Annotated in this window: 33 protein-coding genes, 1 tRNA gene and 1 pseudogene; 6 read left to right on the top strand and 29 right to left on the bottom strand. The window is 41.0% G+C overall.

Features of this window, described 5'->3' with window-relative positions:
• Positions 1-25: 25 nt before the first annotated feature.
• From EKM81_RS05825 to EKM81_RS05790, 8 genes are all read right to left on the bottom strand, one after another.
• Positions 26-772 carry an alpha/beta hydrolase gene (locus tag EKM81_RS05825; protein ID WP_125649711.1) on the bottom strand — a complete coding sequence of 249 codons (747 nt, stop codon included), beginning with the start codon at positions 770-772 and terminating at the stop codon, positions 26-28.
• Between the two features lie 76 nt (positions 773-848).
• Positions 849-1,484 (bottom strand): HAD hydrolase-like protein, encoded by a 636-nt coding sequence (locus EKM81_RS05820; protein ID WP_125649709.1) that lies wholly within the window; start codon positions 1,482-1,484, stop codon positions 849-851.
• Positions 1,477-1,926, bottom strand: a complete 450-nt coding sequence (gene dtd, locus EKM81_RS05815; protein ID WP_125649706.1) for a D-aminoacyl-tRNA deacylase — start codon at positions 1,924-1,926, stop codon at positions 1,477-1,479. The genes EKM81_RS05820 and dtd overlap by 8 nt, the downstream gene beginning before the upstream one ends.
• A gap of 24 nt (positions 1,927-1,950) precedes the next feature.
• A complete protein-coding gene (locus tag EKM81_RS05810; RefSeq protein ID WP_125649703.1) occupies positions 1,951-4,179 on the bottom strand; it encodes a RelA/SpoT family protein in 2,229 nt (742 codons plus the stop codon).
• Between the two features lie 48 nt (positions 4,180-4,227).
• Positions 4,228-4,599: a hypothetical protein gene (locus EKM81_RS05805; RefSeq protein ID WP_125649700.1), complete on the bottom strand. Its 372-nt coding sequence runs from the start codon at positions 4,597-4,599 to the stop codon at positions 4,228-4,230.
• Positions 4,600-4,654: 55 nt separating this feature from the next.
• Positions 4,655-5,437, bottom strand: coding sequence for an RsmE family RNA methyltransferase (locus EKM81_RS05800; RefSeq protein ID WP_125649697.1), 783 nt, complete (start codon positions 5,435-5,437; stop codon positions 4,655-4,657).
• On the bottom strand, positions 5,437-6,345 hold the full coding sequence (locus EKM81_RS05795; protein WP_125649694.1) for a 50S ribosomal protein L11 methyltransferase: 909 nt from the start codon (positions 6,343-6,345) through the stop codon (positions 5,437-5,439). The genes EKM81_RS05800 and EKM81_RS05795 overlap by 1 nt, the downstream gene beginning before the upstream one ends.
• Positions 6,346-6,362: 17 nt before the next feature.
• Positions 6,363-6,842, bottom strand: a complete 480-nt coding sequence (locus tag EKM81_RS05790; protein WP_125649691.1) for a DUF3013 family protein — start codon at positions 6,840-6,842, stop codon at positions 6,363-6,365.
• 268 nt (positions 6,843-7,110) lie between these two features.
• On the opposite strand from EKM81_RS05790, the gene EKM81_RS05785 reads away from it, so the two are divergent.
• From EKM81_RS05785 to EKM81_RS05775, 3 genes are read left to right on the top strand one after another with little or no spacing between them, the layout of a single operon-like run.
• Positions 7,111-7,323 carry a helix-turn-helix transcriptional regulator gene (locus tag EKM81_RS05785; RefSeq protein ID WP_225420196.1) on the top strand — a complete coding sequence of 71 codons (213 nt, stop codon included), beginning with the start codon at positions 7,111-7,113 and terminating at the stop codon, positions 7,321-7,323.
• The gene (locus EKM81_RS05780) at positions 7,316-7,666 is read left to right on the top strand and encodes a hypothetical protein (RefSeq protein ID WP_125649685.1); all 351 of its coding nucleotides are present in this window, start codon (positions 7,316-7,318) and stop codon (positions 7,664-7,666) included. Before EKM81_RS05785 ends, EKM81_RS05780 begins: the two co-directional genes overlap by 8 nt.
• A gap of 20 nt (positions 7,667-7,686) precedes the next feature.
• The gene (locus EKM81_RS05775) at positions 7,687-7,866 is read left to right on the top strand and encodes a hypothetical protein (RefSeq protein ID WP_125649682.1); all 180 of its coding nucleotides are present in this window, start codon (positions 7,687-7,689) and stop codon (positions 7,864-7,866) included.
• 214 nt (positions 7,867-8,080) lie between these two features.
• Here EKM81_RS05775 and EKM81_RS05770 read toward each other — a convergent pair whose 3' ends face one another.
• The 8 genes from EKM81_RS05770 to EKM81_RS05745 form a co-directional block, all read right to left on the bottom strand.
• Positions 8,081-8,992 carry a DMT family transporter gene (locus EKM81_RS05770; protein WP_125649679.1) on the bottom strand — a complete coding sequence of 304 codons (912 nt, stop codon included), beginning with the start codon at positions 8,990-8,992 and terminating at the stop codon, positions 8,081-8,083.
• 686 nt (positions 8,993-9,678) lie between these two features.
• Positions 9,679-9,766: transfer RNA gene (locus tag EKM81_RS05765), tRNA-Ser, on the bottom strand.
• A 130-nt stretch (positions 9,767-9,896) separates the two neighbouring features.
• Entirely contained in the window at positions 9,897-10,703 is an 807-nt protein-coding gene (locus EKM81_RS05760; protein ID WP_125649676.1) for a DUF1828 domain-containing protein, read from the bottom strand.
• A 25-nt stretch (positions 10,704-10,728) separates the two neighbouring features.
• The gene (locus tag EKM81_RS11355) at positions 10,729-11,214 is read right to left on the bottom strand and encodes a DUF6978 family protein (protein WP_225420194.1); all 486 of its coding nucleotides are present in this window, start codon (positions 11,212-11,214) and stop codon (positions 10,729-10,731) included.
• A 134-nt stretch (positions 11,215-11,348) separates the two neighbouring features.
• Positions 11,349-11,984 carry a DNA alkylation repair protein gene (locus EKM81_RS11350; protein WP_225420193.1) on the bottom strand — a complete coding sequence of 212 codons (636 nt, stop codon included), beginning with the start codon at positions 11,982-11,984 and terminating at the stop codon, positions 11,349-11,351.
• A 3-nt stretch (positions 11,985-11,987) separates the two neighbouring features.
• On the bottom strand, positions 11,988-12,182 hold the full coding sequence (locus tag EKM81_RS11345) for a hypothetical protein (protein ID WP_225420192.1): 195 nt from the start codon (positions 12,180-12,182) through the stop codon (positions 11,988-11,990).
• Between the two features lie 39 nt (positions 12,183-12,221).
• Positions 12,222-12,443 carry a hypothetical protein gene (locus tag EKM81_RS11340; RefSeq protein ID WP_225420191.1) on the bottom strand — a complete coding sequence of 74 codons (222 nt, stop codon included), beginning with the start codon at positions 12,441-12,443 and terminating at the stop codon, positions 12,222-12,224.
• A gap of 22 nt (positions 12,444-12,465) precedes the next feature.
• The gene (locus tag EKM81_RS05745; protein ID WP_125649673.1) at positions 12,466-13,128 is read right to left on the bottom strand and encodes an MmcQ/YjbR family DNA-binding protein; all 663 of its coding nucleotides are present in this window, start codon (positions 13,126-13,128) and stop codon (positions 12,466-12,468) included.
• Positions 13,129-13,238: 110 nt separating this feature from the next.
• Here EKM81_RS05745 and EKM81_RS05740 point away from each other — a divergent pair, with 110 nt between their 5' ends.
• On the top strand, positions 13,239-13,613 hold the full coding sequence (locus tag EKM81_RS05740; RefSeq protein WP_191987268.1) for a VOC family protein: 375 nt from the start codon (positions 13,239-13,241) through the stop codon (positions 13,611-13,613).
• 251 nt (positions 13,614-13,864) lie between these two features.
• Here EKM81_RS05740 and EKM81_RS05735 read toward each other — a convergent pair whose 3' ends face one another.
• Complete coding sequence (locus EKM81_RS05735) at positions 13,865-14,449, bottom strand: bifunctional transcriptional activator/DNA repair enzyme AdaA (protein WP_125649668.1); 585 nt, start codon at positions 14,447-14,449, stop codon at positions 13,865-13,867.
• Positions 14,433-14,960, bottom strand: coding sequence for a methylated-DNA--[protein]-cysteine S-methyltransferase (locus EKM81_RS05730; RefSeq protein ID WP_125649665.1), 528 nt, complete (start codon positions 14,958-14,960; stop codon positions 14,433-14,435). Before EKM81_RS05730 ends, EKM81_RS05735 begins: the two co-directional genes overlap by 17 nt.
• A gap of 208 nt (positions 14,961-15,168) precedes the next feature.
• Between EKM81_RS05730 and EKM81_RS05725 the strand changes: the two genes are divergently transcribed.
• Entirely contained in the window at positions 15,169-15,684 is a 516-nt protein-coding gene (locus EKM81_RS05725; protein ID WP_125649662.1) for a hypothetical protein, read from the top strand.
• A 58-nt stretch (positions 15,685-15,742) separates the two neighbouring features.
• On the opposite strand, the gene EKM81_RS05720 is transcribed toward EKM81_RS05725, so the two are convergent.
• The 9 genes from EKM81_RS05720 to EKM81_RS05680 all read right to left on the bottom strand — a co-directional run bounded on the left by EKM81_RS05720 (position 15,743) and on the right by EKM81_RS05680 (position 20,854).
• Entirely contained in the window at positions 15,743-16,060 is a 318-nt protein-coding gene (locus EKM81_RS05720) for a hypothetical protein (RefSeq protein WP_125649659.1), read from the bottom strand.
• Entirely contained in the window at positions 16,057-16,542 is a 486-nt protein-coding gene (locus tag EKM81_RS05715; RefSeq protein WP_225420190.1) for a GNAT family N-acetyltransferase, read from the bottom strand. The genes EKM81_RS05720 and EKM81_RS05715 overlap by 4 nt, the downstream gene beginning before the upstream one ends.
• A 47-nt stretch (positions 16,543-16,589) precedes the next feature.
• Positions 16,590-17,345 carry a hypothetical protein gene (locus tag EKM81_RS05710; RefSeq protein WP_125649656.1) on the bottom strand — a complete coding sequence of 252 codons (756 nt, stop codon included), beginning with the start codon at positions 17,343-17,345 and terminating at the stop codon, positions 16,590-16,592.
• On the bottom strand, positions 17,317-17,568 hold the full coding sequence (locus EKM81_RS05705; protein WP_125649653.1) for a sigma-70 family RNA polymerase sigma factor: 252 nt from the start codon (positions 17,566-17,568) through the stop codon (positions 17,317-17,319). Before EKM81_RS05705 ends, EKM81_RS05710 begins: the two co-directional genes overlap by 29 nt.
• Complete coding sequence (locus tag EKM81_RS05700) at positions 17,553-17,861, bottom strand: sigma factor (RefSeq protein WP_164509221.1); 309 nt, start codon at positions 17,859-17,861, stop codon at positions 17,553-17,555. Before EKM81_RS05700 ends, EKM81_RS05705 begins: the two co-directional genes overlap by 16 nt.
• A gap of 660 nt (positions 17,862-18,521) precedes the next feature.
• Positions 18,522-19,286, bottom strand: coding sequence for a PH domain-containing protein (locus EKM81_RS05695; protein WP_125649647.1), 765 nt, complete (start codon positions 19,284-19,286; stop codon positions 18,522-18,524).
• Positions 19,274-19,801, bottom strand: coding sequence for an RNA polymerase sigma factor (locus EKM81_RS05690; protein WP_125649644.1), 528 nt, complete (start codon positions 19,799-19,801; stop codon positions 19,274-19,276). The genes EKM81_RS05695 and EKM81_RS05690 overlap by 13 nt, the downstream gene beginning before the upstream one ends.
• A gap of 245 nt (positions 19,802-20,046) precedes the next feature.
• Positions 20,047-20,358 (bottom strand): DUF960 domain-containing protein, encoded by a 312-nt coding sequence (locus tag EKM81_RS05685; protein WP_125649641.1) that lies wholly within the window; start codon positions 20,356-20,358, stop codon positions 20,047-20,049.
• Between the two features lie 16 nt (positions 20,359-20,374).
• Complete coding sequence (locus tag EKM81_RS05680) at positions 20,375-20,854, bottom strand: aminoacyl-tRNA deacylase (protein WP_125649638.1); 480 nt, start codon at positions 20,852-20,854, stop codon at positions 20,375-20,377.
• A gap of 66 nt (positions 20,855-20,920) precedes the next feature.
• Between EKM81_RS05680 and EKM81_RS05675 the strand changes: the two genes are divergently transcribed.
• Positions 20,921-21,145 carry a hypothetical protein gene (locus EKM81_RS05675; RefSeq protein ID WP_125649635.1) on the top strand — a complete coding sequence of 75 codons (225 nt, stop codon included), beginning with the start codon at positions 20,921-20,923 and terminating at the stop codon, positions 21,143-21,145.
• A 207-nt stretch (positions 21,146-21,352) separates the two neighbouring features.
• Here EKM81_RS05675 and EKM81_RS05670 read toward each other — a convergent pair whose 3' ends face one another.
• Together EKM81_RS05670 and EKM81_RS05665 are read right to left on the bottom strand one after the other, a co-directional pair.
• A complete protein-coding gene (locus tag EKM81_RS05670; RefSeq protein WP_125649631.1) occupies positions 21,353-22,501 on the bottom strand; it encodes a MalY/PatB family protein in 1,149 nt (382 codons plus the stop codon).
• Positions 22,498-23,370, bottom strand: a pseudogene (locus EKM81_RS05665) (DUF3737 family protein). Before EKM81_RS05665 ends, EKM81_RS05670 begins: the two are co-directional and overlap by 4 nt.
• Between the last annotated feature and the right edge of the window lie 130 nt (positions 23,371-23,500).

Genomic DNA, 23,500 nt, shown 5'->3' with positions numbered 1-23,500 from the left:
AACCTCCTTTATTTTATGCAGCCACTTAGTTTATTCTTTGTAGCCAAGTTAATAATTGTCCTGCGACCCATTTTTGTTGGGCCTGGTCACTAATCGTTGCCGGCCGGTCACCCTTTTGCGCGCCATAATCACCAAAACCAGCATGATTGCCACCCTTAAATTTTGCAAAGGTAGTGGTTGCCGGCGGTAAATATTTTTTTGCCGCCAGCCACTTTTGCGAATTGAGGACCCCATCACGACTGGCCGTTAACGACAGCACAGGTAATTTTGTTTGATCAAGGCGCCCTTTTGCATCAGGATAACTTGCTAAAAAGAAAACACCCTTTAAGCGCGAACTGGTTTGTTGCTTGGCAAAACGACTCGCCATGACGCCACCTAAAGAATGGCCGCCAATCACATAACTGCTAGCAGTATCTTGTTGCAAATAACTTTGGGCCCGATTACCTGATAAAACTGCTAGATCCAATGGAAAACGAGCAATATAAACGGTATGCCCGCCAGCTGCCACTTGTTGTGCCCACTTGCTATAACTAGCTGGTTCGACGAAGGCACCAGGATAAAAAATCACCATTGGTTGCTGCGGCTGTTTGGCTTCAAACAATAATCCTTGCTTAACCGACTTTTTAGCACTAACCTGAGCCACTTGCTGAGCTTGAATTGTTGGTTGATAAATTTGGGTCCGGATAGCTAACCAGCCACCAACAATGATTAGCACCAGGCCTAGCAAAATTGCTAGGCTAACTTTTGACCGCTTATTTAAGGACTTAGGCATCAGATCACCTCCTATTTATTTTTATTAAAAAAGTTCAGCTAATCCGCTAAAACTCTGAATTATCTGAACCTCTCATTTAATTAGTTTCTGACAAAATATACCGAATATCGGTTAGCCGATTAATAGACCAGGTCGCTTGTGGGGCATCATAAAGATGATCAACATTGAAATAAATAGTCGCAATTTTCGCATTGACCCCTGCTAGAATATCTAAGCGACGATCGCCAACCATCGCTGTTTCCTCAGGATTCAGTTGATAACGTTGCAGCAAAGCCAAAATGGCACTTGGGTCTGGTTTACGAGGGAAATCATCACTAGCAGTAATGCCGCCGATAAAATATTGCGCTAGATTATCATGCTGTAAAAACTCTTGTGCCTGTTGATCACGATGAGTATCTAGCAAATTTAACCCACCGCGTTGAACAATCAACGTCAAAATTTCCGCCGCACCTGGGTATGGTCGGGGCTGAATTTGTCGGGCATGTTCATAACGGTGGTAAGTTGTACTGAAAGCAGTTTGATCAACCCCATAAATCCGTTGCACATAATCGGTGACAAACCGCACTGACTTTAATTTCATCATCCGATATAAGTCCACATTAGTTAGCTCAGTAATCCCAAAATCTTGGGCTGTCTGTTGCAGCGCATCCAACATCACAGCGTAAGTATCATAAAGTGTGCCATCAAAATCCCAAATTAGGTTTTTAATCATGAGGCAACTCCAAATTAATCGTCACCGGACCGTCATTAACTGCCGTAATCAACATGTCAGCCCCAAATTCACCAGTTGCAATCGGTTGTCCCAATTCATGTGTCAGGGCCTGATTGAATACTTGGTACAACTGTTTTGCCAAAGTCGGTTGCGCTGCGCCTTGAAAGCTTGGTCGATTACCCTTACGCGTATCTGCATATAAGGTAAATTGCGAAATAGACAAGATATTACCTTGCACTTGCGGTAAACTCAAATTCATTTTGCCAGCTTGATCTTCAAAAATGCGCATTTTTACAATTTTCGCCGCCATTTGATTAATTGTCGCCAGCCCATCAGTTGGTGCAATGCCAACAAACAAGAGTAATCCCTGTTGAATTGCACCAAGCTCTTCTCCAGCAACAGTTACTTGGGCTGACTTTACTCGTTGTAATGTTACTCGCATATGAATCCTCTCTTGATCAGTATTTTAACCTTGGGCCCGCTTCACTTCATAAACATCAGGAATATTCTTGAGACTATCGATAATCTTATCCAAATGTTGGGCGTTGCGGACACCAACTGTGACATAAATATTTGCCATTTTATTATGATCGACGCGACCATTCACATTATTCAAATTCTTGCTGCCCGCATTGAGCGTCTGCAAGACATCATTTAATAAGCCACTTCGATTGTAGCCAAAAATTTCTAGATTAGCCAAGTAGGATTGAGAAGTGTCCTCTACCTCATCCCATTCTACTTCAATCAACCGCGCTGACTCCTGTTCATTAGCTATATTAGGGCAATCAGCCCGATGAATCGTCACACCACGACCCTTGGTAACATAGCCGACAATCGGATCACCAGGAACTGGATTACAGCATTTGGCAAGACGAATCAAGAGGTTATCAACCCCTTGAATCACCACGCCACCTTCATGCTGAATTTTCAATTTCTCGGTCGTCTCTTTATTAGGCTTGGCCGGTGATTTAGTTGTCGTTGAAAGAATCTCTTCAGCCCGCTGTTTCTGCTCTGCTTCTTCCTTTTCCTTACGTTCACGTTCAGTAATTCGATTAGCGACAACTTGGCTGGATATTTCACCATAACCAATCGCCCCTAATAATTCGTCTTCAGTATTGAAATTAAAACGTGCTAAGGCAACAGTCATATGATCCTTATCCATGTACTGTTTAGGACTATAGCCAGCATCGAGCAATTGCTTCTCAAGCTGTGCCTGACCACGTTCAATATTAATATCTTTTTCTTTTTGCTTATAAAAGCGGCGAATCTTATTGCGCGCCCGACTGGTATAAGCAATCGCCGTCCAATCTTTACTTGGTGAAGCCGAACTAGAGGTCATCATTTCGACAATATCGCCGTTTTTCAGTTGATAGTTTAACGGCACGATTTTACCATTAACTTTGGCACCAACCGTATGATTACCAACTTCAGTGTGCACTAAATAAGCAAAGTCGATTGGGACTGAGCCCTTTGGCAATTCATAAACATCACCACGTGGTGTGAACACATAAACACGGTCACTGAAAATATCGCCCTTGACACTCTCCATGAAGTCCTTGGCATCAACTGATTCGTCCTGAATTTCGAGAATCTCGCGGAAAATATCTAATTTTTGGCCAGAAGCGTCCAAATGCACCTGATCATGGACGCCTTCTTTATAAGCCCAGTGTGCTGCCACACCATATTCTGCAACTTCATGCATTTCCTGCGTCCGAATTTGAACTTCAAGCGGTTTGCCCTGTGGCCCAATCACAGTCGTATGCAAGGATTGATAGCCATTAGCCTTAGGCATGGCAATATAGTCTTTGAAACGACCAGGAAGTGGTTTCCATTTAGTATGGATTGCGCCTAAGACCGCATAACAATCTTTAATGGAGTCCACCACGACTCGAATCGCCAGCAGATCATACAATTCGCTAAATTGCTTGTGCTGATCGCGCATCTTTTTATAAATCGAATAAATATGTTTAGGGCGACCATAAATTTCATAATTTAAGTGCAAATCAGCAATTGAAGCCTTGATTTCAACAATTGCTTCAGAGATATAACTTTCGCGTTCGCCACGTTTAGAATTCATCAGATGAACGATTCGATAATATTGTTGTGGATTCAAATAATGAAGCGAAATATCTTCTAGTTCCCATTTAATCCGACTGATACCTAAACGATCGGCCAAGGGCGCATAAATTTCCAAGGTCTCGTCAGCAATGCGGCGTTGTTTATCAGGACGTAAATGCTGCAACGTCCGCATATTATTCAGCCGATCGGCCAACTTGACCATGATCACCCGTAAATCCTTCGCCATTGCTAATAGCATCTTACGATGATTTTCAGCCAGTTGTTCCTGATGAGATTTATACTTGATTTTTCCAAGTTTTGTCACACCATCAACGATAATCGCGACGTCCTTGCCAAAAAGCTCCTCAACATCACCTAAAGTCACGTTAGTATCTTCTACAACATCATGTAAATAACCAGAGGCTACTGTCTCTGGATCCATATGTAACTCAGCTAAAATTCCGGCGACTTGAATTGGGTGAACAATGTAAGGTTCACCCGACTGCCGCTTTTGATCACGATGAACATAGGCCGCAAAATCATAAGCCTTTTGAATAAAGGCTAAATGTTCTGCATTCATGTATTCATGGCAAATTTGCCAAACTTCTTCTTGCGTTAAAATTCGTTCTTTTGACATGACTTCATCCCTAACTTCAAGCAATTATCAAGATTCTAATAGCAATTATTATGCTTCAAATGAATGTTCCTTAGGTGCAACCTGAGCTTGTTTTGCTGGCACAATTAAATAGATAATTAAACTCAGCATCAGCAAAACGCCAGCCAACCAGTAGTTATATTTTGCGAAGCGCCACCAAATACTGGCTGTAAAAACGACTGGAAATAAAAAAATCCACCAAATTGGTAAGGCCTGGCGCTTGATAATTGCCGCAATGGCCATCGTTAAAAGTGGATCAATAATCAGAAAGAGCCATAAAATACGCATGGCTTTGGAAACACCGATCAAGGTTGATAACAGTGGTAGCCCAAAACAAGCAACCAGCGTTGTTACTAAAATAATAATAATTACTTTTGGAAAAAATTTACCCAATTTTGTCATGATTCACACCTATTCTTACGATTATAAACTACCTTAAGACAAGTCCTGCCAGCGGTTACTTTGCAAATGATTCAACCTCAATAGCATAACTTAAACTACTGAGAAAATAAAGCGGCGCTGTCTCTGTTCTCAGGATTCGTGGCCCTAAGCCAATACAATTGACTGCCAGCGCTTGCAAGGACGCAACCTCAGCTGGTGCCAAGCCACCCTCAGGACCAAATATCACACGGACAGTTGGTTTAACAGTTGGCCGCTGACTTAGCTCCAGCTGCAACTGTCGTAATTGCCGACCCAATTCAGTATCATGCTGGCCTTTAACTACTTCTTCATAGGCCACTAAATTATGAGGCCCGGTTGGTAAAGCCTTCAATAAATTGGGCCAATACGCCACCACGGGAATCTGACGACGATGAGATTGCTCGGCAGCACTGGCCGCAATTTGTTGCAAACGAGCTAACTTCTTCGCTACTTGCTCAGGACGCCAGCGCATAATCGAGCGCTGACCAGCAAAAAAGACGATTTGACTGGCCCCTAATTCAGTTGCTTTCTGCACGATCCATTCTGTTTTTTCCCGCTTAGGCAAACCACAAATTATTTCAGCATTAACTGGCAACTCAGTATCAGCAAGTGCTTCAGCTGCTAATTGGACAGAGAATGATTTCTGTTCCTGATCAATTGTTTTGATTTCACCACGATAGGCTTGCTGGTCAGCACCAACAACTTCTAGCTGCGCACCAACTGGTTGACGCAATACCTGAATAACGTGCTGATAATGAGCACTGGTTAATTGAACCAACTGATTGGCTTGTAAATTTTGCGCTGTAAAAACTAACTGCATTAGTCAGCCACCTCACTTTGCCGTTGGGCGCGGAAACAATACCAATGATTTTGACTAAGTGTCAACGTAACTGCAAAACCAGCTGCAATAAGTGCCTGCGTCATTTTCTCAGCTTGCTCAGCAATAATGCCCGTATAAATCACTTGACCTTGTGGTAATAAATGATCAGCCAACTGGGGAATCAAGGGTAGTAACGCCTCAGGCAACATATTGGCAACGATCAAATCAGCTTGTCCCTGAACTGGTGTCAACAGACTGCCCTGATAAAGCGCAATAGCTGCGGTTGCCTGATTAAAAGCAAGATTATCACGGGTATAAGTTAATGATGGTTGATCAATTTCAGTCGCAATAATCGGACCAGCACCTAATTTCCATGCGAGCAAACTTAGAATACCTGAACCAGTTCCCACATCAAAAACAGTCATCCCAGGTCGCAACGTTAACTCAAGCGCTGCTGCAGCCAATTGCGTCGTCGTATGAGCACCAGTGCCAAAAGACTTACCAGGATTCAAATAAACCACTTGCTCGGCCGTTGAAGCTGCTTGATACTGCTGCCATTGTGGCACAATCGTCAAATAGCGACTCAAATGAATCGGGCGATAAAAATCTTGCCAACTTGTTTGCCAATCTTGCTCGTTGATTCCTTTTGTCGCCACTGGTAAATTAGCCGCAATTAAATGAGCCGCAACTAATCGGGCCAGACGCTGGCGCAAATTTTCTAAAAACTCAGTTAAATCCCGACTAGCCGGTAAATAAGCCACGACAACTTGCCACCCGGGGCTTAATTTAAAGTCGGTCGTCTCCTGATCGGCAATTTGCACCCCACCAGTTGCTAAATCCTCAAATACATTCGCAATAATTTCAACTTGGTCATTTGGGCAATCGACCCGTACTTGCCACCAATCCATTTGCTAAACTCCCTAAATTAATATTTCGGATAACTAAAGAAACCTGCTGCACCAGCTAACTTTGCTTCTTGAACAGCTTGTTGATAATCTGCCTGTGACCAATTAATCTGAAAAGTAGCCACACTCATTTCAGGATCAAGAAAATCCAAGAAATCATTCATACTGTCATCTAATAAAGTCTCCAAATAATTAAATAAACCCGTCAAAGTTGCTTGTTCAATACCTTGGCGGCCATTAAAAGGAATTGTTTTTAAATAATTATCGGCATATTTGTCACCGGCAACCTTTTGCTGATCATAAATCAGCAAAGCATCATCATAAGTAACTTCTTGGTCTGCAGTGCCACCTTCTTGATTTTCAATTTCTAAATCATTGGTTTGGCCGACCATCGTAATTTCCAATTCAAACGAACGAATATCGCCATCCCAATTAATATTCAAGTCGCCAGCGAAATCCATTTGATCAATTCGATTTTCCATAAACGTTAACATATCCATTAATTGTTACCTCCTATTGTTACCTTCAGTTTATTTTTAGTTATGCCATTAAAATTAAAGATAGTTTTATTATGACACAGAACACAGTACCGTGCCACTGACACCTTAACCTGCAAATAGAAAAAATATCACTCACAGTAACTGCCGATCAATCAGCAGTCAGTACTAACCAGCAGCTAATGTCCGGACCTATTGACAAAATGTAACGACTTAATTACACTATAAAAAGTAATCAAGTCATTACATTCGTTAGGAGTGACTTTAGATGATCAAAAACCGACTTAAAGTTCTTCGCGCTAGCCACAGCTGGACACAAGCAGATTTGGCCGCCCAAGTTGGTATTTCGCGCCAAGCTGTTATCTCAATTGAGAAGTATAAATACACCCCCTCATTGGCACTAGCCTTTCGAATTGCCCGGGTCTTTAACTGCTCAATCGAACAAGTTTTTATTTTTGAGGAAGGAGTCTCAAATCATGATTAGTCCCATTTTATTATCTAGTTTAGGCATCATTTTCGTCTTGATCTGGTGGTTAACTTTTCGCTATGAAACACGCTGGCGCCAAGCTTACCATAATGACGAACGCTGGCAATTAATTGTCAGCCAAGCAGAGCGCCAGACCTTATTCATCATCATGTTATTATCGGCGGTAATTTTAGTTTTAGCTTTACTGTGGGGCACTGATTTTGGCGCTGTTTTCCACCAGACTCGGCTACAATTGCAACCGATTCTCTTCACAGTGCTATTTTTCTGGGCGTTAAGTTTACCTTATTTAATTGTTATTCTTAAATGGCTCTTTCTGCGCCACTATAATCAAAAATACTAATTCAAAAAGGAGCCCCAATATTGACACAGTTTAAAATTGGTGATGTCGTTCAATTACCACAAAAAACTTGGCAACAGATAACGGCAGTCGTTATCTACTATGACACCAAAGCAGACCGCTATCTGGTTAGAGTTGGGGCTAGTCAACAAATTTATTTTCGGCCCAATGAATTAACTCGCTATTCAGCGAAAATTAATTAAAACAGGCGCGTTGCTATTCGTAAATGAATAACGACACGCCTGTTTTATTAGTCCTAAATAACAATGTACCAACGATCTGGTCAATAACCCAATTAATGAGATTTTAAAACGGAACAGGTTTTGACGCCATTTTCGGGTTTGCTGGTATAGAACGCTACCGTCCCTGAACTAGGGAGCGAGTAAAATCAATTTCAGTTCACATTTTTGAAAAGCTTTATTCTAGTCGTTCATGACCAACTGCTACAGTCTGGGGCCACTTGATGGACACCCAAATACTCAGAAAGATTAGGGCCGTCCCCACGACAAAGCCCCAGCTAATTGCTTCGCCCAAGAATAACCAACCTAATAAAGTACCAACGATTGGTTGAAACAAGAAAAACAGTCCGGCAGTATTGCTATCCATTAATTGTAGCCCCTTATTCCAAAAGGCAAAACCCAAGGAAGTCGAAATTGCCCCAAGATACAAAATGCTCAAGAACACATGTGGTTGGGTGAAATGAATTGCCATAATCACGCTCTGATCCTTGATCAGCACCCAAGGTGTTAAACAGATAACGGCCACCACGGCGGCTAAAAAAGTAATTTGTAGCACATCGTACTTTTGGTCGACCATTTGAATAATCACTGACATCAAAGCCCAAGTCAGTGCAGCAATGACCAATAATAAAGTACCGGTCAAAATATGTTTGCCCTTGAATTGCACCCCGACAATCACTAACACGCCAATTCCTGAAAGAACTAAGCCAATCAGGTCGCCATGAGAGGGCCGTTTTTTCAAAAGCCACCAGCTAAACAACACCATAAAGGTTGGCGTGGCCGCCGTAATAACCGACCCCAATTGTGCTGATGATAACCAAGTACCGGTTTCCTGGGTCACGATTGAAATTGTACTGCCAATTAACCCAATTAGAAAAATCAAAAATAAATTGTGCCGATCCCAATGCCATTTGATGCGGCTGGCCAAACAGATAATCAATAAGACAATCACACCGCTTAAATAACGCAGCCACACTAACTCCACTGGCGGAATTTCCGTCACAATCGATTTCACCACTACAAACATGCCACCCCAAACACTGGCGGCCACACTTAACAACACTGCCCCTAAAACTTTACGCTTATCCATAATCGTACCTCCACTAATTTAATTTTTGCCGCTACTTAAATTAAATTAGACTCAGGTACATCGCATTCGAATAATGGTGCCAACATCATTTCGCCCTGCCTCCTAGCTATTGATAAAAAACTAAACTAGAAATAAGTCTAGCATTTTCAATGAAAAATTAAAGGGGTTAAATAAAAAAACAGATCTCAAAATAATGAGATCTGAATTGAAACGTGACTTTCTTCAAATAATAACTGATACCCGTTATTGATTTAAGCTAAGCTGAAACTAACATTGACAGCTGATTAACCCTTATTTAGGTGTTTCTTATACGGAAACTTCACCAATCATTCCTAGCGATAAGACAATTAATGACAATAGTAACCCAAATTTAACTAGTACCGTGCTGGTAAAAATCATTTTAAGGTTCAGCAACAATCACTAGTTCACACCAAAAAAAAGTTAGATTTGTAAAAAGAAGCATTAATTTAATTTTCATCGTTTAGCCCACTTTTTTGTGAAATCAAAACACTTACCTGAGTTCAGGTTAACCGAGACACTACCAGGCAGTCAAGCTAGCATTGGGCATCTTTGCTTACATTGTTGGGCCACATTATTTAAAAAAGTAGCCAAAAAAGTAACGCAAACAAAAGCCGCAAACGCTATTAAATTAGCATTTGCGGTCTTTAACCAGCATCATTAAATTAAGGAGAGTACAGGATTTGAACCTGCGCGCCGGTATTAGCCGGTTCGCCGGATTTCGAGTCCGGTGCATTACCACTCTGCCAACTCTCCAAATGGTACTTAAATAGTATAGCACATCTGGACTGTTAGACAAGGGTTGCTTAACGTGAAAATTCAGCTTCTCAGCAAATTAAACATTGTTTTAAATGTTGAGTAGTTTCCCATTGAGTGGCGCTGGATTTCAACCTGCAATCAAAAACTGTTGTTCAAATTTACTGCGATCGTCGGAAGCAACAACTTGAATATCGTGTTGTTTCAAATTATCCACTAATTCTAACTGTTTCTCGCTAACGGTTGGCACTAAAATATTGAAAGATATTCTATTCCCCAGATATTCCGTAGTCCGATAACTTTCTGTATCCGCCCAAATACCTAATGACATTTCAACAATTTGCCGAGATAACTGCGTGTATAACTTTGTCCATTGGGATTCTCTTAACGAACGGTGAAAAACAAAGTCCAAATCATAAATTAATTTTGTTTTTCCAGTAACATTAAAACCTGTATCGAAGCTATAATTAGCCGCATTGGCTCTTAAAAAATTAAAAACATCATCACGAAAATCGCTACGCGTATTTTGCCGACTACTAAACGCTAAATCAGAAATTTTCATCACCGCATCAAGTACATCATTAATTGTTTGTGCGATTTCTTGCCGACCAACTTCTTTAAAGATCTGGCCACTATTGCCAAGCTGAATGTTATCACGAGCTAAAATAGACGCCAAAATTTTCCGCCGTGTTGACTTCTCTTGCAAAACGGGTACATTGCGCACTTCGAGATTCCAAGTTGTATAGCCTTGATCCGTTATCAAGTATTTGCCAGCTGACTGTTCTTGAATCAGGAGTGAAATTTGGTCATCAAAAGGATCAGTGAATGGTGAGTTAAAGCGAATACTGTCTCCAGAAACTGGTATAAAATTTGATTCATTCTTAATTAAATTGAGCCATTCAGTAGCCACATCAAATTCCGAACCTAATTCAGGCATTCTTTCTCAACTCCCATCTAATAACTTAATCCATAAATTTCAAACTAGTATCAATTCTCAATGAAATAGAATCATGATTGATAAGATTAGTATACTTAAATAATTCCTGCAATGCTACAATGAAATCTTCAGTATCAGCAATCCCATCATAAGGCAATTTATACGCACGATAATAGGTATGGCCATCGTCTTTTAGTTGAAATTCTGCCACATCATAAATTTCAACACGATTTCCCCTAACGTATTCACGATTAGCATTTTTATGAAATTTACTGTCTAAGTTAATTCGCACCAATGTCAGTTTGGTTTCAAAATCTGTAAAATTTAAATGAATATTATCCAAAGCATAAAAATAATACAAGATAAATTGGTGGGACGTTGTCTCTGAGATTTCTCCAATCTTAATCTGGCCATGATCTCCATCAACCAATGTTCTTGTGACAGAAGTAATTGTTTTTTCAAGTAATTTAATTAAGTTGTTCGCCTGTTCATTAGTTAATGATAAGTCCATTTCAAATCCCTCTCACTTACCAATATAAGTTATCAGATTCTAACAACATTATATCGTAACTTAATGAGCAATATCAACCAACTTAATAGGTTATTGTTATCTTCCGTTGCACATTTTGGGTATTTTAATGTTGGTTACAACTCCAAATCAATTATTTGGTCAGCCACTGGTTCTGTGTTCACTAACAACGCCACTAAATGCTTCCCAGCATACAGTTTTCTTGTGGTTAATTGTTGCCATTTGATCTTAAATTGACCTTCAAAAGGCTGGCCTGGTTTCAAATTAATCCGTTTAATAAAGAAATCCTTGGCGGAAGTTTGACCATTTTGTCGGACATAATGCACGCGATACCCTAAATAAAGCGGCAATGCTTTTTTAATGTCCGTTGCTTGCAATCGGTAACTTAATTCACTGACCGTTTCTAATTGGGCCGCTGCTTGTAACACCGTTAATTTAGCCGTGGTCAATTGGGTGGCTGCAGCTGGCTGGTAACCTAATAGTTGTAACACTGCTGTTTGACCCTGCTTAAACAGCGTCCGTAATCCTCTTTGGATCACCCAATCACCAGTTTTGCTTTCGTGCCAATGTTGCTGACAAAAGTCAATCACTAATTGCGAATGATCTTTACTAATATCATTTAAGTTGTTAGCGACACTTTTCTGGACATAAACTTCATGGTCATTAAATAATTGCGCGAGGATCGGCATGACCGGCTGTGGATCGGCCACAAATTGTTGCAAGCGAATGCCCCAAGGGAGTCGTGGTCGCATTCCCTAACTGGCTAAACGCCGCAAATCAACCTGTTCACTTCGCGACCAAGTCAACATCTGGGCAATGGTTGCTTCTGGATACTTAACTAAAAAGGGCCGAATTGCAAATTCAGCACTGGAATACTGGGTCAGCAATGCTAAAGTGGCCATTGATGTTTCCCAATCATCTAGACCATAAGTGGCCACATAATTAGGCAAGCAAATTGCCGCGAATCCCCGAAATTGCGGGCCAATTTGTCATAAAATCGTCGCCGCCTGAGTGAAATCTGCTGGCAGCTGCTGGTGCAAGCCAGTAGTGATTTGATCACTTCGTTCCATTAATTTCAAATCAGGCCAAGTTGCTATCAAGCAATCATCTAAAAATTGTTGCTGCTCGAAAGTCGGATAAACTGCCGTAATTGCTTGGGCCAGCTCGTTCAAATAGTCAGGTGAATACAAATCTTTTAAAAGTGTGGTCATAAATAACTCCTATTACTTAAAATTATTTTGCTAATAAATAACTGTCAGCCAGACGCTGTTTTATCTCTGCTAAAGGAACACTGCCATCCAAACAAATCGTTGCCCAATGCTGTTTGTTCATATGATAGCCAGGATAATAATTAGGTTGCTCAATGACTGTTGCTAACTTATTGGTAGCCACCCGAAAATCGAGAATCTCAATTATTTCTTGACTATCACGACCGAGTTTATCGGCCGAAATCACTAAAATTGCCGCATACCATTTGTGGGTATCTTGGCGGCGGAAAATGGCATTATTGGGAAACTTCTTCCAGAGAAATTCAGGCTGATCCTGATGTTGCTCTTTTAGCAAAGTCAACACTGCTTGGGCTTGTTTACTATGGAAAACATCCGCCACAAAACATTGCTGATTAATTGTTGCTAAAACTTCCTGACAAGCATTCAAGACCTTCTGAGCATAGGCACCAGGCTGGGCCGCCGTATGCAAGACATAAGGCAGTTTCGTTTCTTGGTCAATTACAGTCGTGCTCACCTGACCTTTTTGAGAAATAATCACCGTGAACTCGAATTGACCAGCCATAATCATGGTGCGATAAAGGTAAGCTTGGTCACGTTTTTGAAAGCCAAAAGCTGGTAAACTTTCAAGAACGACTTGACGATTCTGAAAAATATCCGTTAATTGCATTATTTAAACTTCTTTCTAATGACACCCTCAATCATACCAAACAAAAACTTAAGTAGCGGTTAGAAATTGCAAAATTTACGAGCTGGCGCTATGCTTTTGATAAATAACGAATGAAAGAGGTTTTAAAATTGATTAGTAAATCAAGAGTGATGTTGTACGTGCATGATGTGGATCAAATGGCCACTTTTTGGACCGAAGAGCTACAAACGACGATTGTCGAAACGATGGCCTTACCAGCAGGCTATCATGGTCAAGTCATCAAAATTTCTGACGAATTTGAATTGGTACTGTTCCCGAAAGAATTTGCCCAAAAATATTCCCCAGAAGTACCAACAACGACGCCTTCGCTCATGTTCTACAGCAATCGTTTTGAACAAATGCACAAAATAATTAGTACTGCCGGCGAAATCACTGATAATAATGGCACCGCTACTTTTAATTTTCACGATCCTGAAGGCAATTATTTTGTGATGGCTAAAGCCTAATACAGTGTACTTCAACCTTGAATTAAGCCGCTCCCTAATTCGCGGACGGAATGGAGGGCGTGGTTGTCAGCCGCCAAATTCTCGTTGGTGCTTTAGCACTTACGAGAAGACCTGTATTGGAGACTTTCGTCAGAAAGGCTCCAATCAGTGTCGGCAGCGTTCCACAACCAGCAAGCCCGTAATGGCGTCAGAACCAATTCTGTTTAATCATCGATACCAATCTACTAGCTTGAATTGCTGGCAAGACTATGCTAAATTCGACTGGATTTATGAAATTGTTGCCGATATTGACGTGGCGTCATCCCAACTTGTTGGCGGAAGATCTTAATAAAGTAAGCTGGATTAGCCCAGCCGACTTGGCGACCGATCATGGCAATGCTTGCCGTGGTGGTCGTCAATAATAATTGCGCTTGTTCAATTCGAATTTGGGTTAATCTTTGTTGTGGCGTTTGACCAGTCAATTGTTGATAGACGTGGCGTAAATATGATTCAGAACCATGAACTTGCTTAGCTAATTCATTCAAATCCAACTTTTCGGCGTATTGCTGCTGCAGAACCTGCTCGATTTCTAAAACCCAGGTTTGATTAGAAACTAATTCAGCAGTTGGTCGACACCGTTTGCATGGTCGGAACCCTGCCGCCAACGCCATATCAGGATTAGCAAAAATACAAATATGTTCCCGCTTAGGTAAACGCGAGGCACAGGATGGCCGACAAAAAATCTGGGTACTCGTCACCCCATACCAAAACTGATCATCGGCCTGATGGTCATTGGCAACAATTGCTTGCCATTGTTGGTCCGTCGGCGCAATAAACTTATTAGTTGATGCGGCCATGATTTAACACTTCCTGATCAAAACCTTCGTGAGCCAGTAAGGCAATTTTACGGTCCAAACCGCCAGCATAACCAGTTAAGCTACCATCACTACCGACGACTCGATGACAGGGAATAATAATCGAGATAGGATTGTGCCCCACTGCCCCACCAACTGCTCGTGGTGACGTTGGCTGTTGATTGCCGGTGTTCATTTTTTTCGCGATTTCACCGTAAGTTAGCACCTGCCCCTGGGGAATTTGCGTTAGTACTGCTAGAACTCGTTGGCGAAATGGCGTCACTTCAGGAGCCAAGTTCAATTGATCAATTGCTGGCTTTTGACCGGCAAAGTAAGCGTCCAACCAAATCTGACTTTGTCGTAAAATTTGATTTTCCGCAGTGCTAATTTGGCTGAGATCATATTGACTCCCCTGATATTTCTGACCGGCAAACCAGAGACCAACCAATTGCTCATCGCGGGCTAAGAGGATGATTGGGCCTAATGGCGATTGATAAGTTGTTTGTAATAACATAACGACACCTCCGCTAATGTATCGTTATCATAGCACTAATTAAGCTAGATAAGTATCACTATCTGGCTTTTTAATTTACCGAGTGTGACAAGAGACTGTCAGCCGGTGCGCATCACCGTCACTATGTTAGTAAAAAGATACTCGCCCGCTGATTACTTTCAGTTTATAATATAGTTATTAATATCGTGAAGAAAATGAGGTTTTGCTAATGGACAAGGGTAAAGGATGCGGCGGTTGCGTAGGAATTTTTATGATGCTATTAGTATTAGGGATGCTGATCAAATATTGGTATATTATTTTGGCAGTAGCGCTAATCGTCGTGGCGGTGGTAATCTATCAAGCCCAGCAGAAGAAGCAAACAGCCGATGAACAGGCTGCTGCCGTAGCGGAACGAACTGCCGATGATCGGCGAATTGCTAAACTGAAAACTTTCAAAAAAATGCTGGATCAGACTTTGATTTCCACAGTAGAATATGATCATTATAAAGCGCTGATTCTTAATGCCGATGTGGCTTTGATTAATCAAGATCATGTTTTAGGAACACCTACAGAACCAAACGGTCTAACTGATACAGAACGAATTAAACGGCTTTACAAATTTAAACAATTACTGGACGACCGCGCCATTACCGTTGCTGAGTATCAACACTACAAAGAAAAGTTGCTCAATAGTGATGACCAGCTAAATGATTGGTCTGATTCGCAAGATCCGCTTGAATTTTAAGTTTTTTACACAAAATTATCCCCCATCATCAAGCTTAACTTGACGCTGGGGGATTTCTTTATTCTTGGTTAAGTTGTTTAGCCGACTTGACTAAGGCTGATTCAACAACGCCGATTTCTTTAAGCGCTAACCGTAATTGCAGGATTAATTGAATCAGGCTGGCCAGAATTAAGACTAAGCTCGCAATGAAAATCACCGGTTGTTCTGGTCGTATGCTCCCTAACAATGTACCAATACCGGTAAACGTAGTTGCTAATAATAAGCAGGCGCGCGCCAGTTGTCGTTTTTTATTTTTCGCCAAAATACCGGCAATAATCATGGCACTAACCGCAAATAAAAGTAGTATAACCATGGTCACGGTGATTAAGTTAGTCATCCAGCCTCACTCCTATTTTTCTCGAAATAAACAATCGTCATCCCCGGTTGTAACTCGGCATGTTGGCTCGTTGCTTGAAAGCCGGCGCGCCGATAAAACTGCATTAATTTTGACTCTTGCGCAATCGTATCTACCTGCCAACAAGTCGCTCCAGAATATTGCACCTGAACGGCCTGCAACATTGTTAAGGCATAACCGTTGCCTTGAAAGCTTGGCAGAATCAACAACGGTGAAATTCGTTTTGTTGTAGCCTGCTGAGAATCATCATGAACACAAATCATTCCCACTCGCTGCTGATCGACCACATAAAAATAATAATGACGATCAGGTTGTTGCCATTTCCAGGTCAACGTCGCCAACGTCTCATAATATGGATCCGTTTGGTCATCATGATACCGTTGATACAGGTCGGCAAAAGCAAGGCGATACATTTGCTGAACTGCTGGTAAATCAGTTGCTAAAACTGCTTGTAAATTTGCCATTAATGCCATCTCCAAACGAATCATATCACGTTTAGCCTTAAAAGGCATTATTCAAACAAAGCACTTATTAATGTCAAAATCAATGTAATGGCGAGAAGGAGCGGCAAGCCAACGTATAAAATCTTTGACTGTAAAGATACGTTACTAAAAACATAATCAAATTTATTGGGTCGAACTACGTGGTCACTTATTTGAACGTGGGCCATCGCGGGAATCGTCAATAAATTCCGTTTGAATAACTGCCCATTTTCATTCGTTAAAAACTCGGTAAAGACATGTTTATCATCAGTCTCAAAATCCAGAGAATAATAGGTAAAATAGTCCCGCTGCCAGAAATGTTCATTGCCAGGTACACTTATCTTCCGTTCAGCCAATTTAACTGCTTGTAATTGGTCATAATTATACGAGAAAAATTGTTTAGGATTATCAAGAAATTCAATTACGATAAAGAAAATGATTCGCTGATTGGTGAAAACCATTAACCGATTGCCCCGCAAACTGGTTTGGTCGTGAATATACTGTTTTGTTTCTTCACTTTGGGGTGCATACATGCCCATAATGCCGCCGGTGGCCATTTGACTATTTTCTTCGTTGGTCATTGGCAACAAATTAATAATTTTCTCGTCAGGTTGCAGCAGTTTTTGGACTTCATCAAGAATATGGCGCATAGTCAGATACATGGCCACAGTTCGTTGTTGCTTACGCTTCTGCATTTCCGTCGATAAGTGACTATTCGTTGGCTTGTTTGGTAAACCATTGAAAGAATTGACAACTTCAATAAAGGGATTGGTAAAGATTGCCATGTTCCAGCGCCTCCTTTTGAATTTTCAACCGGCCTCGGGACAGATTCTTATAAACCGTGGCTGGCTTAATGTGTAATTGTTTGGCAATTTCAGCCGGAAATTGACCCTCAACAAAATACAACTGAAAAATTGTTCGTTCTTGATCGTTCAGTGGCTTAAATAAAGTCGCCCAGTCGGTTTCCGTTGGCATCTCCTCAGTGGCACTAGTCATCGTCGTCGGCATCGCCACATCCTGTTTAATGCCAGCCAAGCCCTTATGTAGTCTAGCGTCTGATTTTTAACGACAGTACCCAACCAGCTTTTAAAAGCGCCTTTGCTAGGATTATACAAAGCAATTTTCTGCCAAATCTGATAATAGGAACGATTCTCAATATCCAACGTGTAGCCCCGCATATATTCGCCCTGCAAATAGTGCCAAACCACTTGCCGGATGAAGTCACCATATTGATCGATCAACGCGGTCAGGGCCGCTTCTTGATGCTGCGCCAAGGCCGCCACTAATTCGTCATCAGTCACTTCAGCCACCTCCCAAGTTTTTATGCTCAAGTCCTTACAACCTATCATACGACTTTTAAAAAGATTTTCTGACCGAAAATGAAAAATAGTTATTTTAAATTAAAGCCTGAATAAAATATTAGATGTGATTTAATTTAAGTCCCTGCCGAGTTAAGATCAGTATTACTATTTGGAAAGCCCAATTATGAGAAATTAAAAAGTCTATTTGAAAATTCTCCAGAAGAACCGGGAACTGTCAAACAGACTATTTTTATTGAACTATTCAATTTTAACTTCAATCTTAATGGCTGTGATTTGCCCCACTACTCTGTCACAATCATTACATACAATAATGAGATCTAACTCAACTCCAGACGAAATGGAGGGATCTTGTCGTCAGCCGCGAAATTATTGTTAGAGTGTGAGGAACAGCGATTTTTCGGCGTAGAGTAACTGCAAATGATTGCTTGAGCTGGTGCAACCAGATCGAGTGATTATTTCAGTTGATCATAGCCGTTTGCTGCTCTGAACACGTTTAGTGCTTTAGCACTTACAATAAGCCTCGAATTGAAGACTTTTGAAAAAAGGCTGCAATCGATGGCCGCAGCGTTCCACGACAAGCAGCCCGGAATGGAGTCAGAACCAATTCTGTTTAACGGATTGACCATAGATTTAGTTTAGTCAGTGTAGCAGAGTCATGATCCAGGTGGCAACTGCAGCAATAAAACACCAAGCCGTAATCCCAAAACCAACCCACAGGAAGACTTTGAATGAGAACGAGAAATTACTAAAAATATAATCTAAGCGATTAACTCGGCTAGCCTTATTACCTACTTCAATGTGTTGCATCCCTGGAATCGTCAACAAGTTTTGCTTGAATAATTCCCCGTTTTCTTTGGTCAAAAACTCAGTAAAAATGTGACGGTCAGTGGTTTCAAAGTCCAAAGTATAAGACCCATAAGTGTGCGTCTTGCCAATATGTTCTAAATCAGCCGAACGAAAATATTTGCTCTTAAGTTTAATACTTTTGATACTTTCATATGAATATGAAAAATACTGTTTAGGATCATCCATAAACTCAATCACGATAAAGAAAATAATCCGGCGATTGGTAAAGATCATCAGGCGGTTACCGCGCAAACTTGATTGGGCGTCACGATATTGCTTTGTTGCTTCACTATCGGGGGCATACATGCCCATAATGCCATCGGTCGCGTAACCACTATTCGCTTCGTCGGTCATTGGCAACATATTTATGATTTTCTCGTCATCGGCCAATAGTTGCGTCACTTGATCCAATACTTGGCGCATCGAAATGTAGAGCGCAACTTCTCGTTTGCGAAACAATTGTTTTAATTCATCAGAAAGATAGGCTGGCGCCGGTTTTTCTGGTAGACCATTATATGAATTAATCATGTTGATAAAAGGATTCGTTAGGATTGCCATGCTTGTTGACCACCTTTCTGGATTTTCTGTCGGGCGAGGGACAAATTTTTATAAACCGCCGTTGGTTTCATTTTTAATTGCTGAGCGATTTCCATTGGATACAGCCCCTCTACGAAAAAAAATTTAAAGACAGTCAGCTGTTGGCCAGTCAATTGTTGCAAATACGGCTGCCAATCAATTTCCGGTTCTGGCTCGTCAGCGGCTAGGTAATCGGCAGCTAAATCCAAATCTTGAAAGGTTCCCTTTAAACCTTTCTTATAATCTAGGGCCTGATTTTTAGCGATGGTACCTATCCACGCCTCAAAATTCCCCTTGTTTGAATCATAAGTGTCAATTTTTGCCCAGATTTTATAATAGCAACGATTTTCAATATCCTGTGTGTAACCGCGCTCGTAACCACCACGAAGATAACGCCAAATTACTTGTCGAATTAAATCACCATACTGGTCAATTAATGCATCAAGCCCCGCCTCATCATGGGCGCGTAATTGTGCGAGCAACTCTTCATTATCCACTTGATCACCCCTTTATTGCTCTTACATAACATACTACGCCAGCAATTAATAAAACTTGACTCTTTTTGCTAAAAGAATTGTCAATAAACATGGCAATGCCCGCCAAAATAGCCTGTATGACCTTCGCGCATGATTAGCGCGATAGCCACACAGGCAGTTAGAAGACTCAATTTAGTTTTCAAAATTATCGCACTTAGCTTTTTAGTTGCCAGCGATGGTCACTTAGCCATTAGCAATCATTGACTTTATTCCACGTCAGAAGGCAACAGAATTGTTTGGCTGCGGCCGTCATCATAGGCCAGCACCGTGGTAGGGTAACTGTCATCATATGGAATCGGCGTATCAAAGCTAATTTTGGTTGCTAACTTTTCCATGCTAAATGTGATTTCAACCATTCCCGCATCATTAGGATCTAAATCAAAAGTCAACACATTCTCCAATGGAAAGACACCTTGTAAATTTTGGTCAATGATCGACCAAAAACGGTCAATCAAAGCGTCAGGTAGTTTTGAGGCCACAGCAATCGTAGCAAAACGTTGATCTGAATTTTTTAACATGGTTAACACCCTTTCTTTATGGGTCAACTACTAAGTCAGCAACCTGACCGTCAACAAATTTAATTAATGCTGTTGGCTCAACTTTGATAGAGCGCCCTAATTTCCCAGCCGAAACAGCAATATCAGCTTCCTGTGTTGCCTGTTGGTCGAAATAAATCGGAAAATCATGACGTTCGTGAATACCTACTGGCGTATTCGCCCCATGGACGTAGCCGGTAGTTTTTTCAAGTTCTTTGAGTGGCAGCATCCGCACTCGCTTATTACCAGAAGCTTGAGCTAATTTACGCTCGTCTAAATGCTGATCAATTGGAATAACACCAACTAAAGGTCCCGTCTTGTCACCGTGAAGAACCAGTGTCTTGTAAACCCGATGATACTCCGCATCAGTTCCCTGTTGTTCACCTAATTTAAAAACTAATGATTCGTAAGGAATCTTTGCTTGATCAAGTATTTTTTCCACCAAAGTTTTATTTAATTTAGTTTTACGTTTTGACATTTTAGCACCTTAATTCTAGCATTTTTTGTAACTGCTCACTATAATAATGAACAAGAGGTGAGCAACTTGTTTTCATTTAAACGAAAAAAACCAACCACAGCACAAGATTTTGACTTTGCCAAGATGATGGCCCATGTCCGTGAAAATCCTCAACACCTTGAGCAGGTCCAAGCTCACTATAAGGCATATTATCACCAATATCCGAAAAAATCGAATGCCACGATTGCACCAACGACAAAGCCAGCGCAACATTCAAATGATAGTTCTAGTGTAAACAGTTCGACAAACTAAAATCAACTCGAAAGTAATTTTCGAGTTGATTTTTTAATGTTTTCTAATAAAATAAGTCTTGTTCAAGATGAATTAACTCATTATTATCATTCAACAGCTGGCTGACTAGCTACTTTTACAGATTGTCGCAGGTTGATACTGATTTGTCAGTCAGCCGTTGTTAGTTTTTTTAGTTAAATTAATTCAGTTATTTAATGCCATAATTCCTTACTGTAATCTTTGTAAACCATCATGAACCATACTAGCGGGACAGGCAATATTCATGCGTAAGAAATGATCGCCATTGCCACCATAAATACTCCCTGCTGACAGAATCAGCCCGGTTTCTGCGCGTAGCTGACTGGCCAGTTCATTAGCTGGTAACTTCAATGCCGAACAGTCCAACCAAACCAAATAGGTAGCCTGGCTTGCTACTAATTTGATTTCCGGCAAATTAGTGGCAATAAAGCTAGCGACTTGTTGATAATTTTGTCGTAATTGGTCTTCCAAAGCTGCTAGCCAAGCACGGCCTTGCGTATAAGCGGCAATGGTACCCGGAATTGCTAATAAATTAGGCTCAGCTACTTCATCAGTATTTAAGCCGCGCCTAACTTGGGCACGTAAAGCTGTATTAGGAACAACCGCCGTTGCAGCATGTAAGGCGGCCACATTGAAAGTTTTACTTGGCGACACTAAAGAAACAGTTTGGTAAGCCTCAGCATCAGGTAAAGCAAACATCGGCCGATAGTCAGCCCCAGTTAGCACTAAATCTCCATGAATCTCATCACTGATCAAAATTACCTGATACTGCGCACATAAGGCTCGAATTTTCAATAGTTCAGCTTCCGTCCAAACTTTTCCAATCGGATTGTGGGGATTACATAAAATCATCAAAGTCGTTAAAGGGTCAGCTAATTTTGCTGCTAAATCTGTAAAATCAATCTGATAATGGCCCTCACAATACCTCAAATCACTAGACAAGATATGGCGACCATTATTAATAATAGAATTGTAAAAAATATTATAAACTGGTGCTTGAACCAAGACATTATCACCAACATGACTAAGCCGCCGGACACTCGCCGATAAAGCCGGCACTACCCCCGTCGCAAAAATCAACCATTCTGGTTGGGCCGTTGCTTGATGTTCTTGCTGATACCAATCAATCACTGCTTGATCATAGTCATCATGCGGTTCCTCATAACCAAAGATTCCCGTTTGGACTTTGGCTGCCAGCGCCGCCTTAATTTCTGGTGCGGTCTGAAAGTCCATATCAGCAATCCACATCGGCAATTCATTTGGTTGAACATGCCACTTGATTGAGTCAGTTTGCCGCCGGTGTGGCATGGTTGTGAAATCATATTCGGTTTTGATCATGACGCTCTTACCTCCGTAGTTTGACCAGCTGTTAAAATAATTTTAGTTTGCTTCGGATCAATTTTTTCCGGGTCAAGGATTAAATTGCCAATTTTTTCAGCGCGAATGACCCCACTAATCGGATTCTTAACACTAGTAATTTCCGAACAAATCTCAGCATCAATTGCTGAACAATACTCGAAAGCTAAGTCAGTTTGCAGCAGGCGACAATGCTTCATTACTAAATGGTCGATATAACATAAACCTTGATTACTTTCAATTGTACAGTTGATCAAAGTAAGATTCTTGGTATTCCAACCTAAGTATTCACCATTGATTGTGGAATCATAAATAGTCACATTCTCACAATTCCAGAAAGCGTCCTTTGCCAGAAAAGTTGAATGATGCACTTCAACATTTTTGGCACCATCAAATACATAATTGCCAACGACCGTTAAATGGTCAGCGACAATATTCTGACTATCCATGCCAAAGTAATCACCGTGAACTTGAACATCAGTTAACTTGATTTGCTGACAATGCCACATCGTTTTCTCAGCATCAGCAAAATAAACATGATTTAAATCAAGCGCAGAACTACGACGAAATTGTTTGGGCGCCTGAATTGTACTATTTGTCATCGTCAAATCGTGCGTATACTAAATACCCGAGCGCGCCATTGTCTCAAAGATTGTTTGATCAACCCGGACATGTTGACTATACCAAAGTGGGTATTTCCACTTAAAAATCGATTGTTTCAAATCAATTTGACGACTTTCTTTTAATGGTGATTCACCTGAACCAAAAGTTGTCCGACTAATCTGAGCATCATGAACGCCAAACAGGGACCGTTCACCTTCAAATAATTGATCTTGATAAATTGTTGTCATTTCTTCATCTCTTATCTAAAAAAATACTTTGCTTGAGCAAGAACAGTTCGTAACCTGATTTATTCACAAAGATATGCAAAATACCCATCAAACACATGCATCACGCGTTTGATGGGTATTTTGTATTTTC

This window comes from Lapidilactobacillus gannanensis (genome assembly GCF_003946675.1).
In the GTDB taxonomy this organism is placed as follows: domain Bacteria; phylum Bacillota; class Bacilli; order Lactobacillales; family Lactobacillaceae; genus Lapidilactobacillus; species Lapidilactobacillus gannanensis.
This window is presented reverse-complemented; position numbering and strand designations above follow the sequence as displayed.